The 15,307-nt window shown below is 30.1% G+C and carries 12 protein-coding genes; 6 read left to right on the forward strand and 6 right to left on the reverse strand.

Annotated features, from left to right (window positions below):
• Nucleotide 1: 1 nt before the first annotated feature.
• Entirely contained in the window at nt 2-3,721 is a 3,720-nt protein-coding gene (locus tag CLAU_RS10535; RefSeq protein WP_013236747.1) for a phage tail tape measure protein, read from the forward strand.
• Nucleotides 3,722-4,768: 1,047 nt separating this feature from the next.
• On the forward strand, nt 4,769-5,605 hold the full coding sequence (locus CLAU_RS10540) for a hypothetical protein (RefSeq protein WP_013236748.1): 837 nt from the start codon (nt 4,769-4,771) through the stop codon (nt 5,603-5,605).
• Nucleotides 5,606-5,967: 362 nt separating this feature from the next.
• Here CLAU_RS10540 and CLAU_RS20880 read toward each other — a convergent pair whose 3' ends face one another.
• The 6 genes from CLAU_RS20880 to CLAU_RS10560 form a co-directional block, all read right to left on the reverse strand.
• Nucleotides 5,968-6,129, reverse strand: a complete 162-nt coding sequence (locus CLAU_RS20880) for a hypothetical protein (protein ID WP_013236749.1) — start codon at nt 6,127-6,129, stop codon at nt 5,968-5,970.
• 14 nt (nt 6,130-6,143) lie between these two features.
• The gene (locus CLAU_RS10545; protein WP_013236750.1) at nt 6,144-8,531 is read right to left on the reverse strand and encodes a hypothetical protein; all 2,388 of its coding nucleotides are present in this window, start codon (nt 8,529-8,531) and stop codon (nt 6,144-6,146) included.
• A gap of 59 nt (nt 8,532-8,590) precedes the next feature.
• Nucleotides 8,591-8,914, reverse strand: a complete 324-nt coding sequence (locus tag CLAU_RS10550; protein ID WP_013236751.1) for a hypothetical protein — start codon at nt 8,912-8,914, stop codon at nt 8,591-8,593.
• Between the two features lie 15 nt (nt 8,915-8,929).
• Nucleotides 8,930-9,301 carry a hypothetical protein gene (locus tag CLAU_RS10555; RefSeq protein ID WP_013236752.1) on the reverse strand — a complete coding sequence of 124 codons (372 nt, stop codon included), beginning with the start codon at nt 9,299-9,301 and terminating at the stop codon, nt 8,930-8,932.
• A gap of 517 nt (nt 9,302-9,818) precedes the next feature.
• Nucleotides 9,819-9,992, reverse strand: coding sequence for a hypothetical protein (locus CLAU_RS20885; protein ID WP_013236753.1), 174 nt, complete (start codon nt 9,990-9,992; stop codon nt 9,819-9,821).
• A 119-nt stretch (nt 9,993-10,111) separates the two neighbouring features.
• Nucleotides 10,112-10,312 carry a helix-turn-helix transcriptional regulator gene (locus CLAU_RS10560; RefSeq protein ID WP_013236754.1) on the reverse strand — a complete coding sequence of 67 codons (201 nt, stop codon included), beginning with the start codon at nt 10,310-10,312 and terminating at the stop codon, nt 10,112-10,114.
• Between the two features lie 319 nt (nt 10,313-10,631).
• Between CLAU_RS10560 and CLAU_RS10565 the strand changes: the two genes are divergently transcribed.
• From CLAU_RS10565 to CLAU_RS10580, 4 genes are all read left to right on the forward strand, one after another.
• The gene (locus tag CLAU_RS10565) at nt 10,632-12,047 is read left to right on the forward strand and encodes an RNA-guided endonuclease TnpB family protein (protein WP_013236755.1); all 1,416 of its coding nucleotides are present in this window, start codon (nt 10,632-10,634) and stop codon (nt 12,045-12,047) included.
• A 1,271-nt stretch (nt 12,048-13,318) separates the two neighbouring features.
• The gene (locus CLAU_RS10570) at nt 13,319-13,624 is read left to right on the forward strand and encodes a hypothetical protein (RefSeq protein ID WP_013236757.1); all 306 of its coding nucleotides are present in this window, start codon (nt 13,319-13,321) and stop codon (nt 13,622-13,624) included.
• 346 nt (nt 13,625-13,970) lie between these two features.
• The gene (locus CLAU_RS10575) at nt 13,971-14,525 is read left to right on the forward strand and encodes a hypothetical protein (protein WP_013236758.1); all 555 of its coding nucleotides are present in this window, start codon (nt 13,971-13,973) and stop codon (nt 14,523-14,525) included.
• Nucleotides 14,526-14,535: 10 nt separating this feature from the next.
• The gene (locus CLAU_RS10580) at nt 14,536-15,288 is read left to right on the forward strand and encodes a hypothetical protein (protein ID WP_013236759.1); all 753 of its coding nucleotides are present in this window, start codon (nt 14,536-14,538) and stop codon (nt 15,286-15,288) included.
• The last annotated feature ends 19 nt before the right edge of the window (nt 15,289-15,307 follow it).

Genomic DNA, 15,307 nt, shown 5'->3' on the forward strand with positions numbered 1-15,307 from the left:
ATTGTCATTACAAGATTTAACATATGAAATTGGATACAATGTTGACACAAGTGGTCTTTCAAAATCACTAGACATATTAAATAGTTTTGAAACAAATTTAGTAGGTAAAGCTAAAGAAGTTGAATCAATGTTTAGCAATATCGGGAAAGCAAGCTCCTCTATAACTGAATTGTCTAAAGTCACAAGTGGCTTAAATGTAGATGGTTTAAGCAGTAGTTTAAAAAATTCTGTAGGCAGCTCAAACGAATTAAATTTATCTACAGAAAGACAACAAAGGCTGGAAAAACTAGTTGATGATTATGTAGATGAGTATAATACAAAACTTGAAAAAAGTTCCGATTTAACAGAACAATGGAACAACAGAACAGTAGAATTAAATAAACCTTTAAGTCAATATGCTGAAGAACAACAAAAAATAGATGATGAAATAAACCAGTCAATAAATAAAACAGATGATTTAGCTAGTTCCGTAAATAAAGTATCAGAAAATACAAGCAAAGCTAAAGATAAAACAGATGAACTAAAAAATTCTCTTGGTGCTGTAAATAAAGTTTCTGGTGGAATTGGAAATATGCTAGGGGCTTTTGGATTTATAGGCATAGGATATGGTGTAGCTTCTGGAATAAAAGGTGCTATTGGTGCTTTTACGGAATTCCAGCAAGAGATGGCAAACGTCCATGCAACTTTGGGAGATGTAACAAATAATGACTTAACTGCTTTATCTAACAAGGCTATCGAAATAAGCAATAATTACGGGATAAGTTCAGCTCAAATTTCTCAAGGTGAGGATGAATTAGCATCACATGGACTTAATGCTAAACAAATAATGGACACAATTCAACCATCTACACTTTTAGCTGTAGCTGGAAATATAAAAATGAAGGACTCAACATTAGATGTTTCGTCGGCTTTAAGGAACTTTAATTTAGATATGAGTCAAGCTGGACACGTGGCCGATACTTATGCTGCTGCCGCGGCTTCTACTGCCGCAGCTATGCCAGATATGGCACAAGCATTAAAAAACGTGGCACCTATAGCCGGAGAAGTTGGGTATAGCATTGAAGAAACAGCAGCAGACATAGGAGCATTAGCAGACAAAGGCATTAAAGGCGGGATTGCCGGCACAGATTTAAAAATTATGATTGAAAGATTAATTTCCCCAGTAGGAAAAGGAGCGGAATTAATTAAAGAATTAGGGTTTAATGCTATTGACCCTACTACCGGCAAGTTAAAAAGTATGTCAACTGTAATCAGAGATTTAAATAAAGCGTTTGAAAGCCATGGACTTACTACTGCACCAGAAAAGAATTCAGCTTTATCTATAATTTTTGGAAAAGAAGCTTTGCCAGGTACAGCGGCTATTTTCGGAACAGCACCAGACCAGTTAGACAAATTAACTAAAAGCCTTGAAAATTCAAAAGGTGCTGCACAAAAAATGGCTGATACTATGAATGATACTCTGCAAGGCTCTTTAAATAAATTAAAATCAAAAATAGATAATGTATTTATAACAGACATAAGTAAAACTACTTTAGGAAAATCCATGAAAAATTTTATTGACAGTGTTAATACAAATATGCCTACTATTGAAAATAATTTAGCGTGGGTCTTAAATGGTGCTTTAAAAATCGGAAGTGGGATAAAGCAAAATTGGGGGCCAATATCAGATACCGTTTTAGAAGTTGGACTTTCGTTTCTTACATTAAAAGGCATATTGACAGTTGCAAAATTCGCAGAAAGCATAAGCGTGCTTGGTAAACTCTCAGCTCCAATTTTATTAATTTCCATGTCAGTAGGAGCAGCTGCAACTGGTTTTAAAGATATAAAAGAAGGTAATAAAGGATTAGGAGCTTTAATGCTTGGCACTGCGGCCGGATTAGATGCAATGGCTGCGGCATTATTACTTACTGATATGTCTTTGGGTCCTGTAATATTAGTTGGCGTTGCTGTAGCAGCATTAGCAACTGGCATTATTTATTTTAAATCAAATTGGGCACAAACATGGATTAACATAAAAGAAACTACAATGGAATATGTAAACCCTATTATAGATAAGATTAATGGCCTAATAACACTTTTAGATAAAATACCAGGAGTAAATATAGGAAAAATTTCCGATATAAAAATGAGCTCTGATGACATTAAAATGGCACAAAGTTTAGGAATGTCACCAGATCAAATACAAAAATTAACAGGCAGTGAAAACAAAATACAGTCATTTAAACCAACATCTGGTACTCAGGCACTTACCAATATGGTTAGTAATAATAATAATGTATATAGTTGGTTTCCTAAAACTAAATATGCAAGTGGCACAGATTACGCAACTGGAGGAACAGCACTTGTAGGTGAAAAAGGCCCGGAAATAGTAAATTTGCCTACAGGTTCACAAGTTATTCCAGCACAACAAACAGCTTCAATGCTAAGTAATACAAATTCAAAAATGGGAACTGGTGCGGCAGCTAGTCAAAATGGATTTAACAGTTCTACAAAGAAATTACTTGCAGAAAATAAAGCTATAATTATGGATTATGTAAGTCACCAAACTGTATATGGTCAGAATTCAGTTAAAAATTTTTCAACAGCAGTATTAGATAGAGAACCATTAGCAACTACGGCAACTAATAAAGTATCTACAGACAATAAAAATATAATGAGTAATTTAGCTAATTCAGCTTTAACTTACGGAACTCAAATAGATACAGAGTTAGGCCAAGGCATAAAAGACAGCGAAGGAAGCCTACTTAGTATCGTAGATGATTTAGCAACTAAAGTAGTACAGCAATTTAAAGTAACTTTTGGTATAGCTTCTCCTTCTAAGGTTATGTACAGAATAGGTGATTTTCTAGGTCAAGGACTTATAAATGGTATGCAAGCTAATGATATAAACAGTTTTATAACTAAATGGATAGGAGATACAAGTTCATTAACTCAAAATGGATTAGGAAGTGTTATAGGTCAATTATTACAGCCTATGTTTGTATCAGGTGACAATAAAGGCATCATTAGCATGGTTTACAACTTAGTACATAATGGTTTAGGAAGTTTATTCAGTAGTGGTGGAGCTGTAAGTGGAAATGTTGCTGAATGGTTAACAGCAGCTATAGCTTTAACAGGAGCACCAATGAGTTGGTTGCCAGCATTGGAAATGATAGCAATGGGTGAATCCGGTGGCGATCCTATGAGCATAAATACATACGACATAAACGCACAAGAAGGGCATCCATCCGAAGGACTTATGCAACTAATACAAGAAAACATGGATGATTATCATCTGCCAGGAATGACAGATATATTCAATCCTATAGAAAATGGGGCAGCTTCAATTCGATTAATCGAGCATGATTATGGTTCCCCATGGAATACTCCAGGCGTAAGAAGTGAAATGGCAGGTGGCCCATATATGGGATATGCAGGAGGTACAAGTAATGCTACCCCTGGTATACATTTAGTAGGTGAAAAAGGACCGGAACTTGTTTCTTTTAATGGCGGTGAAAAAGTAACTCCTAATAATCAATTAGCATCTATAAGCCAAAAACCTTATTTTGCCGGTGGCTCAGACGTAAAAGCAGAGATAAGCCCTAATATTTCTTTTAATATATATGAATCTAAAGACCCACGAGCTACAGCACAGGAAGTATATAAAGTTCTTAAACAGCATTTTGGAGACTTATTCGATGAAAAAATGGGAACTCTTAAAATTCAAATGGGATTTAGGTAAGAGGATTAATTATTACAATAAATAGAAATATATTTTAAAATAAATGTATACCAAAACCATTTTTTCTACTCACCATTTTATGCGGGTTTAGAGGCACAAAAAAGTATACCCAAACGTCTTAATTTTTTAAAAGGCATTTTGGTATATACCAAAACGTTACTAAAATGTTGATATGACTGGATTTGGAATTTTCAAAAAAGGGTGCTGTTTAGGGATGTATACAAAATTTCCTTAAACAGCTTTTATATGCAAAATTTTATAATATTCTTATTTTTAAAATTGGATTATATTGGTTGAATGTGTTTCACATATTGTCTAATATATAAGCGTTACTTTTTATAGTTAGCTTGACATATAAATTGTATTTCTATCATCTGCATTTTCTATTTCATCTAAAATATAATTTATCTCTGCTTTTACTTTTGGGGTCGAATTTTAGTCCCCAGAAGCATTGGATATCAATTCTAACTTTTTCTTAACATCATCCCATCTAACCTTAGGCAATCCAGTATTTCCTTTTCTAATTAATCCACATATTTTTGCAGTACATATTAAATTAATAAGTGTAGCTCCTTTATTTGTTGTTACTTTTATTTCTTGACCTTCAAATATTTTTGCCGGTATGCTTTTGCCGATTGGTTATAAAAAACAGATGGAGGAGACAAAGGGACTATAAAATAAATTACTGTAGCCACAATTGGCAACGAAGTTATTAGATGAGGAAAATTTGATAATTATTTAAAGTAATTAAGAGTGTCGTAAGAAGTTGCGACAGAAAATTTGTGCCAGAAATTTATTACAAAAAATTATAATAACGAAAATTTGTCGGAGGAGATAATTTAATTTCAAAATCCAGAATTAATTTAAATACTAGCAGAAAGCGGCAATACTGAATCTAAATGATTTTATCATGCCCAGAAGTGGGCGCAGGCGATTTTATATGGTTTTAGTTTTACTTTGTGGATGAGGTACCTCGCATTTCACGACCCACCTGAAATGTTGTTTAATTGAATTGTTGTATAATTGAAATGAATGGGGGAGATGTATATGAGAAAGACAATAGCAATAGTTGTTATAGTTTTATGTATAATAGCTATAGGAATTGGGGGGTATAAATATAAGGAAAATAAGAATTATCAAAAGGCTTTAATAGAACAAACAAGATTTACAAAGTACTTTAAAACTGTGGGTTCTATTGATGGGACAAAGGTTTCAAATAAAGATTTTATAGATAAATCTATAAGTAGCAGTTCAATTACTAAAAATGATTTGAAACAATCTCATGTAGAGGGTAATAAGTATGTTGTAGCATACAAATTCAAACATAAAGATACTAAGGGCATACATGATGTGGAAGTAGATGCTTATTATTATAAAAAACAAAATGGAGACATATTTTATAAGCATAATAATATGGTATTTAAACAAGATGGAAAGGTTATAGATGCCGATTGGGTTATTTCTATAGCGTTGTACGATTATTATAAGGCTAATTTATCTAGCAGTACGGGTAAGGCTAAAAGCATGATTCAAAATGTAATTAGTCTTAAGAACAAGTATAAAGATTTAGATTTAACTGATTTAAGTAAAGCTGATGCTGATAATGTTATAAACAAGGATGAATTAGCTATAGCTAAGGAAAAAGCTACAGAGGAAGAACAGCAGAGGGAAAGAGCTGAAGAGGAAAAACAACGTGAAAGGAAACAAATTAAAGATAGAATATCAAATTCACAAAATAGCAATGTACAAGTAAATCAAAATAGTAATATAAATACACATCCTACCCAAGCAGAAATTGATGAGTTTAGGAGAATGTGGTATGAAAATCAACTTAAAGATTTAAAAGAGCATGAGGCAAGAAATGCGGCAAATCAGAATAAATAATGTTTTGAAATACTTTACTGTGGAAATATATGTATGAAATATCTATGAGAATATAAAAGGCTAACTAACAAGTAAATAAACTTCGTAGTTAAATTTAAGTAAAATAGGGAAAATCAAATTTAATCCTCCCTATTTTACTTAGAATTCTATGATATGATAGGTATTTTAATTTAGATAATTTCATTTACTGGAGAAGGGTATATGTTTTTTATCATTAATGGTGACAGTTTATTTTAAAATTGGAGCGGGATATAAATAAATGGAATTTTATAGCATAGGAGAGGAATTCCGCTTTTAGCCATGACATTTTTTAAATATTTACTGATTTTTCATAGTTTACGTTACTATTATTTTTACTGTTTTTAAAGTTTTACGAATTTATCTAAAATTGCATGTATCATAATTAAAATGCTTCCGATAATAAATCCCCATTTTATAGATGATTGTATTCCTATATTATTTTTATTAAACAGCTTATTACCCGTAAAGCCAACCATAAAAGACATAATAACATACATTACCATAACTAGATCACTCCTTAGAACAATGCTTTAGGTAGTTGTGTTATAAATTTCTGGTATCCCGCTTTGGTTCTTATTAGATTTAGGCTGTGGTATTGTTTTAAATTTAGAAGATCATCTAGTTCAAAAGGTTTCATTTCATCCGCTAGCTCATTAAACACTTTTTTATCACAACCTTGTAATAACATATAACTTGCACCAGATCCTTTAATCTCACTTTTTAAATCTGGAGTTAGCTGGTCAAGATAATGAGCAGATATAATAATCTTTGTGCCAAATTTACGTAATTGAGATAATACATCCGTGATTACTTCCATAGCTGTTGGAGCTTGATATATTTCATCATAAATTATATTACATCTGCTTGGCTTTTCATGTAATGCACCTCTTAGTTTAGTAGCAAGCATTACTTTACTTGTAAAGAAAGTGGTAAGCACATTTTTAACCATAGTATTATTAAACTTACTCTCTGGCATTTCTATAAGTATTGTTTTCCCTTCTTCCATGGCTTTTACAAAATCAATGTTGTTTTCAGGGATCATATTAAACATGTATTTGCAGTATATATTCTCTTTTAATAGGCTAACCCTGTCCAATATACCATCTATTTCATTGCGTTTGGTTCCAACTACCTCTCTTCTAATAACCTCTTTGGTCTTTCTGTCAGTTTCAGTTTCTACCTTGTCTATGCTCTCAAGAGCCTCAACCATATCTTCAAAATATTTAATGCCATCTTCACTCAAATTTTTATTAACATAGTCAATTAATTCATGTCTATAAGTGTGCTTTTCAAGGCACCTAATAACGTCACCTACTCCAGTTTTATTATGGAGATAAACTATGTTAGCTGCAGCATTTAAAACCCTTCTCATGTTACCTGTTAAGGGTAAACCATCTTTATTCATGGAATTAATTAAAGCTAGTGTCTGCTCTGCTTTCATATTAGCAGTTTCAAATCTATTGAATTCATTCTCCCCCTCGTACTGCACCTCATTAAATGCAAATGCCTGAAAGCACTCTTCTTTAGTTAAATCTAATTCAATAACATCTTTAGGATTCACAGCTTTTTTAACAGCATTACTAAGTTCGCAATTTTTAACATAATCTATAACTATATTAGATTCATGAACCTTATTTGCACATCTGCATAAATTAGCGATAAAATTTGTTTTTCCTGCACCCTGAGGAGCTAATAACATAAGAGCTAAATTAGCAGAATTATATTCCGTAGGCAGGAACGTATTAAAACTTTTACTATTGTATGTGGCAGATCCTAATTCTATATTTCCTTTTTGCAATTCTTCTGGTACATGGCTTTCCAAGACATCAACTTTAGTACTAATCTTATGCCTTTGCAGTAAATCTCTACCTGGTACCTGAATTAAATTATTGCACTCAGCTGTGCTCATTCTATTTGTAGATATTTTACTAAATTTATAACTGCCTATATTGATTTTAGTTTTATCCTTTAGCTTTTTATATTTAAGAGAATTATCCTGAGTTAAAGTTTGGTAGCTTCCCACTACTGCTAAAGCATTATTATGCTCTCTTAATTTATCATTGCTCTTGCTGCATACTACTATTTGAGTATCAATTACTGTAGTAGTTTCTTTCTTATGTGTAAATCTGCTTAAATTATCTAATTTACTGATAGATGTTACTGCAACTTCTGGATGAACCTTTTTAGACCTTTTTTCTTCACCTAAAACTTTGTTGAAAATATCAAAGATACAATCAATAATCTTTATGGATCCAATTAAAATATACTTAGATAAAAAAGTTAAATTTAATTTTTCTTTATCTACAGGTAAATCCTTTTTTACTTTTCTTATTGTTTGATTATATATGCCTTTCCATCTAGCCTGTGATGCTGGAATAAAGTTGTATAATATGTCTACCTTATCTCCTTTTTCCATAATGTCTTTTACATTTAAGATGTTACTAAGAGGTTCATTAGTCTTTTTATTGTATTTAAGGCTTAAAGCATCCTCTTTAGAATAAAATAGTTCGTATTTGTTACCTTCTGGTTCTAAGATATAGTCTACTTGTTTTACTTTAGACCTCTTCCAAACTTCACAGCATTTTTCAACAAATAATTTTTTATATTTCTCAGGGACTACTAGATAAAACTTGCAATCATCTGCGGCTATGCTAATAATAAGTGAAACTTTTTCAGGAAGCTGATAGGTAATTTTTAGACCTGATTTTTTTATATCACTTTGTAATCTTTGATATGGTAATCTGTACATATTAGCTATAGTCAAGGCTATAATCTCTGTATCGTAGTTTCTATTAGAAATCGAGGGTGTTATTTGAAGTGTTACATATTTAGGTTTGATTATTTCAAAGTATTCACTTAATTTTATTGTTTTAGGTTTTGAAAACTTAGAAATGAAATTTATCATAAATATATGCCTCCTATTTAAAATATTGGAGGTTTATCGTTTTATAATCTTATGCATCTTTATAGTGAAGCATTAATGGCTTGAATAATGCCATAAGCTAAAATACTTCCAGTAGCTATTTTTTTCCCTTTATTCCATCCTATTAGCCATGCCATAATAGACACTAAGCACAGCATTAAGCATATCTCTAAACTGTGTGCAACTAATCCTGACCACATCATCCAGGCTAATTGTTTCGGGTGAAATAAATAGTATGCTACTTTTGCCATAGTTTTAAAAAAATCTCCAGTGGTTTCACAAAATTCTTTTATAGATTTTATAGTTCCTTCATTTTCAGATGATGCCAATACCAAAAACTGATTTACACTCATTGTTTTTAACATTATTATCACCTATCCTTAAAATAGCCCTGTAACAAATTTAAAAGCTGATGGAAGCCCATAATCAGCACCTACTATTAATAATCCATATCCAACTTCTTTCCACGTTCCTTCGCCTTTAGCTGCCATTTTAGCTAATACCCTATAACTATACAGTAAAGCTAATCCTGCTACTATCTTTTGAATTATTCCAACTAATTTCCAAAACCCAGGTTCTAAAGTTGTAGATCCACTGGCTGCCATAACTTTTTCAGAATAAAGTATCAACGCCAGTGTGGTTGATGCGACTTTAAAATATTTTTCATTTATGTTAGATTTACTGGTTCTTTGGTACTGCTGTAAATATTCTGGAATGGAATATATTTCTTTTCTTTTTAATGCATTCAACATTTAAATACCTCCAATTGAATAGATATTGATTTCCTGGTAAAAATACTAAATAGTAAATTACAGGGAGTGATTTGATTATGGGATTTTTATTTTTTTGCTCAACAACATATGTTGTATTAGAGTTAGTTCAAGTTGCTGCAGGCGTAAAGTAAATTGTAAACATTCTGTAAAAGCAAACATATTAAGCAATAAAACAGGAAACTTTTTAAAAATAAAATCATACACTACTGGTGTGTAAGCTTTGTAAGTGGCTACGAAGTAACACCTATGAAGCTGGAGCATTAGTAGTGACTTTGGGTAAGTCTGTGATTTAAATCAGGCTTATTTTTTATATATTTCTTGTCAAGATTCACTAATCTAATAAGTTCACTTCCTTCTTTAGTTTTCATTCTCCACCGCTCATAGCTACCATATCTGTTTATAAATTCTGTTAATTTTACAGTAGTCCATCCTATAAAGTTTCCGTCATAAACTTCGATGATCTCTCCGAATGCTCCATATAGTAATTCCCCCTAAATCAAAAGTTAATATCAGTTCTGCCATTTTCTTTACTTTTAGTTACTTCTAAGTACTTTAGGTAATGTTCTAATGCGTCCTTAATAAAATCTGATTTTTCTTCTAAACTATTTACTGTTGTATAAAGTTTTAAGTCTCTGCTAGTTTGCTTAAAACTTACTGTTATTCTTAGCAAGTTTTACAACTCCTTTTCGATTTCTTTACTAATACTATACGCAGGGTTTACAAAAAAGTTTCCTATTTTGAACTAAAATATTTTATTTTGAACTTTTATCTATAAAAAAATAAAGGATACTACTTATCCAAATAAATAATATCCTCCATCTTTATGCCTAACTTTAAACTAATTTTATATAGAGTTTCTAGTGTTGGCTGCTCTTTATTATTTTCATATTTATTATATTGGACACGCTTTATGCCTAAAAATTCTGCAAAATCTTTTTGCTTTTTATATCCCAGTTTTAACCTTATTTCTAGTAACCTATTTTTAACCATATGAATCACCTCATAGTAGAATATGTAAGTATTCTATATTTGTACATATAATACCTTTTAGTTTACATGTATCAATTTCTAAAGGAATGTATGGGGGGTCTGAAGCACCGCTTATAGGAAAAGAGATTACATATTACGGTTAGGTGTGTTGAAGTATATCTATATTTGCAAAATATAAGTATAAAAACTTACCAGAATAAGTTTGTTAGAATAAGCAAAGGATATTGGTATAAATATAGTATTATTTATGCTAAGAATCCATAAAAATAGAATATATCTAAATTATAAACAATGTGATATTAAAAAGGAGGTGAATTTGGTGATAACTGCTAGAAAAGTAAAGTTAACTATAACTGAAAATAGGGAAGATGGGTATAATTTTATCCACAATGAATTAAGAGAGCAGAATCAAGCTTTGAATATGGCGATGAATCATTTGTACTTTAACTATGTAGCAAGAGAAAAAATTAAATTAGCAGATGAAACACATAAAATTAAGTTAGCGGAAGATCAAGGCTATTTAGATCAAAAATATACGGAGCTTAAAGAGGTTAAGACTGATAAGAAAAAACAAAATATTAGAAAATCTATTCAAGCTGCTAAAAAAAGATTGGAAACGCTAAGAAAAGCTGAAAATAAACAAGTAGCGGAGAAATTCAAAGAAATTATAGCTGCATCAGAAAAAACCAATTTAAGAGATTTTATAACGGATAACTTTAATTTAACTAGTGATACTAAAGACAGGTTAACTCAGAAGGTTTCAGCAGATTTTAAAAATGATATTGTAGATGTTTTAAGGGGTGAAAGAACTTTAAGAAGATACAAGAAAGGTAATCCATTATATATTCGCGGTAGAAATTTAACTTTCTATATAAAAGATGAGGAGTATTATATTAAATGGATGAAGAGTATTGTATTTAAATGTGTACTTGGAGTTAAAAAGCAGAATAGTTTAGAACTGCAAAAAACTTTAGACAAGGTTATAGAAGGAAAATATAAGGTGTGTGATAGTAGTATTGAATTTAAGCAAAATAGTCTTATACTTAACCTGACTTTAAATATACCAGTTTGTAACAGTTTTGACAAGGTTGAAGGCAGAGTAGTTGGAGTAGATTTAGGTATGAAAATACCAGCTTATGTTACTTTAAATGATAGTGATTATATTAGAAGGGCAATAGGTAGTATAGATGATTTCTTAAAAGTTAGAACGCAAATGCAAAGTAGAAGAAGAAATTTACAGAGGGCATTGAAGAGTACAAAAGGTGGCAAAGGTAGGGAAAAAAAATTAAAAGCATTAAATCAATTTGAAGTTAAGGAGAAGAATTTTGCTAAAACGTACAATAATTTTATTAGCAGCAATATAGTTAAGTTTGCATCAGATAACAAGGCTAAACAAATTAATATGGAATTTTTAAGCCTTTCAGAAACTCAAAATAAATCTGTTTTAAGAAATTGGAGCTATTATCAACTTCAGCAAATGATTGAATATAAAGCTAATAGAGTTGGAATTAAGGTTAAGTATGTTGATCCATATCATACAAGCCAGATATGCAGTAAGTGTGGTCATTATGAAGAAGGGCAAAGAGAAAAGCAGGAAGTATTTATTTGTAAGAATCCAGAGTGTAAAAATTTCAATATAGAAGTAAATGCAGATTATAATGCATCAAGGAATATTGCTAAAAGTAATAAGTATATAACTAAAAAAGAGGAAAGTGAGTATTACAAAATCAATTGAAATAATTTAAAGTTAATATGACGGGGCGATTTAGCGTCCCAAGTCTGAGGGCATTGGTAGTGTTAATGTAAATCCAAGGTATACCACTCGGAAAGGGTTAACTCTAGGCATTGTGTAACCGCCTAGACATTCCACAAAATATTAAAATGCAGTAAAGCTACTTTTTATATAATGTACTTTAAAGTATTCATTTTACAGGGCCATATAATTATTAGAAAGTTTAATATTTACATTACTGCAGGGTTACTGCAAAAATTTTAATTTTACAAATTATTAATATAGGAAAATCAAGGCTTAAGGACATATAAAAAATAGGGTTATATGTTAACTATGTGGTTTATGATATTAGCAATAAGATAGAAAATTACGAATTTAATATGATTAATTACATGATTTAAATAATAGATAGGTCTCAAGGAAAGGCTATCTATTATTTTTTTGAGGTTATTTATGTGTGCTTTAGAATAGGTGATACTTTGTTTATTTATAATGTTGTATATAGTTTTCTACTTATTTTTAAGTGGGTGGTAAAACACCACATACCTTTTACATTCTGTATAGAGCCATTTTAAGAACAATATTATATGGATATATGGATATTTTTAAATACAGGAAGGAAGTTATAAGAATAATTAATTTAAAAGGAAAAGCTTATGCTGTTGGGGCAAATGTTGTAAAATGTGTTGATATTTTTAGACCAAGCAAGTGCATTATTTAATATTGTGAAGGGGCTACCAAATTGGGAATAGCTTCAAAGGGAGGAAACATAGAAATACATATGAATCCGCTTCTTGCAGAGAAAGTACAGAGTAATTATAATGACGATGGTGTAGCGTAAAAAGGCGTTATAAGAGAAATAGAGAATTTAGAACATGAATTGGATTATGTGAGGAAAAAATATTTCAAAATAGGTCTAGGATAAGAGAATTAAGCAGGGGAACCTCTGAATTAGAAAAAGTCATTGTAACTCATCCGCTGTCAAAAGAATATATGGATTTTATTATTTACAGATACAAGTTAAATAAAGTGTCACCTGGATAGCTAATGAAATGTATGGAATGCTTAGGAGTACCGCTTATAGGAGAAGAAAAGAGGTTATAAATTACATAGGGGAGTTAGCTTAGTTAAGGTGTAACGGATTAATGAAATATAGAAGTTATAAAGGAGTTAGAGATACTTTAAGACAGAAATAAGTAGAATAATGACGAACGATAATTAGAGGATAGTATATTATATTGTAGAAACATTATATAAAAGGAGTGTGATATAATATGGCAAAAAGATTAACTGGTGGTGCAGGAACTGGCAAAAAGATAATGAAAAACTTGGATTTATTTAGTTATAAATTTAATAAAATAGAAGAGGACGATTATATATTTGATGTTAAATTTGGTAATCAGACAGGTAGTTTTGTAATAAATTATAATGAAAATAATATAATAGATGAAGGCTCAACGTTAAATATATATGGACTAGATAGACCTCTTGGAATTTATAATGATCCTAGTTTACGCCAAGTTGCTGAAATGTTAATGAATTATTATAAAAGCAATAAGGATGAAAATGAGAACAATTAATTTTGTCCTTATTTTTTGGCGACACAACAAAACAAGTAGGCAGGTGGTAACATTGTAGAGATGTCGATAGAGAAGTCCGAAAAGTGGCAAAGCATTTGAGATTTATAAAAAACGTAATAGAAATATTGCAAAATTTTTAAGCTTTTACTTATAATAATAATAGGATGAAAAAATAAATATAAATGAATGGAACATTCCAGATGAAAAAAGAATAATATAAACAAAATGATTAATAAAAGTAGTATTGGTAAAAATTAAAATATAAGTAGCTTAGTTGCATTTCTATTGTAGTATAATATAAATAAAATAAAGTAAATTCTTCAGGCTTAAGCAGGAGGCGAAAATTATGAATGGCCAGTATAAATTGTTTAAAATATTTGAATATCAAGAAACATTGCAGGTATTAAATGAATTATTTGGTAAACAACAAATATTAAATATAAATAGTAAGCTGATAGGAATACGTTATGATTATAGTAAGAATCAGTATGTAGATATTCTTAGGAAAGTAAATGATTTAAATATAGGCCAAAAAATAATTACTTCCAGGGCATTTATAAAAATGTTTAGAGCTTGTATAGAAAGACGATATTTTATAAAAAAGTTACAAATAATTGAATCAGTACCTGAAGATATGCAGCAATTTATTAACGATAATATACAAAAAATTAATTCAGAGAGTGAGTTTACTCATAAAATAAGATTAGCGAATTTTCTAATAAGTAAATTAAATTGGTTGAGGCGTATAGATGGTATAGATGTTAAGTTATTATCCTTTAGGATAAAGGGTAATAATAATATAAAAATAGGCGTCAGTATATTTAACAATGGCGTTATATCTGTAGATGATGATAGTATTCTTGATGAATTAGTAGAATTAATAAACAAAATAATTAAGTAAGGATATTTATATGAATAAAGCAATAAAAGCTAGAAATTTAATAGTTACAATTTTAAAAATTTTATTACCAGTATATAGTATTATACTAGTATGTTTTTTTAATATAATGCCAGTAACTTTTATGATGAATTTACTAAATATAAAGGGTAAATCTAATATTACTCCTGCTATAGAGGTTACTGCTACTACTGTAATTCTATCAGCTATAGTTTCATTAATATTTAATAAGATTTCCTTTAAAAATTCCTTTTTAGTACAAGCATATGATAATTTTATGGATGATGAATTAACACTTCCACTCGGAATGTATGAATCTGAATATTTAAATCAAAAATATAAATTATATATTAAAGTAGAATCAAAATATAGTAGTTTATTTATGAGAAAATTTATGGAATCAAGGGACTGTTTAGTTTTAAGAGTATGTTTGCCGAACTGGGTTTCCTATGAAATAGAGAATAAAGATGATTTAGGTGAAGATGTTGTAACAGAAAAGTCTAATCAAATAGTTGATATAAACATATCAAAGTATATGGGAGATGTATGTGCTCAAAAGGAAATAAGCTTTCCAATTATTTTAGAGCTTATGTCGAATTCATTAGAAACAAGAATTGGTGGACAAGTAATTGCTAAATATTATTTGGTAAAAAAAGATGGTACTTATTCTAAAGTATATTCGTTTATTTTTAGAATTATACAGTTTATAGTTATTTTTTTAAAATTTGATGTAAAGTGGGTTGATAAGAAAATTTCAACAAAATAATTAGTTATTGGAGGAATTA

The sequence above is a fragment of the Clostridium autoethanogenum DSM 10061 genome, from assembly GCF_001484725.1.
GTDB classification, from domain to species: domain Bacteria; phylum Bacillota; class Clostridia; order Clostridiales; family Clostridiaceae; genus Clostridium_B; species Clostridium_B ljungdahlii.

Coding starts and splice junctions, on each gene's coding strand:
- CLAU_RS10540 (WP_013236748.1), top strand. CDS start 4,769: ATGAGAAAGACAATAGCAATAGTTGTTATAGTTTTATGTATAATAGCT.
- CLAU_RS20880 (WP_013236749.1), bottom strand. CDS start 6,129: ATGGTAATGTATGTTATTATGTCTTTTATGGTTGGCTTTACGGGTAAT.
- CLAU_RS10545 (WP_013236750.1), bottom strand. CDS start 8,531: ATGATAAATTTCATTTCTAAGTTTTCAAAACCTAAAACAATAAAATTA.
- CLAU_RS10550 (WP_013236751.1), bottom strand. CDS start 8,914: ATGTTAAAAACAATGAGTGTAAATCAGTTTTTGGTATTGGCATCATCT.
- CLAU_RS10555 (WP_013236752.1), bottom strand. CDS start 9,301: ATGTTGAATGCATTAAAAAGAAAAGAAATATATTCCATTCCAGAATAT.
- CLAU_RS10560 (WP_013236754.1), bottom strand. CDS start 10,312: ATGGTTAAAAATAGGTTACTAGAAATAAGGTTAAAACTGGGATATAAA.
- CLAU_RS10570 (WP_013236757.1), top strand. CDS start 13,319: ATGGCAAAAAGATTAACTGGTGGTGCAGGAACTGGCAAAAAGATAATG.
- CLAU_RS10575 (WP_013236758.1), top strand. CDS start 13,971: ATGAATGGCCAGTATAAATTGTTTAAAATATTTGAATATCAAGAAACA.
- CLAU_RS10580 (WP_013236759.1), top strand. CDS start 14,536: ATGAATAAAGCAATAAAAGCTAGAAATTTAATAGTTACAATTTTAAAA.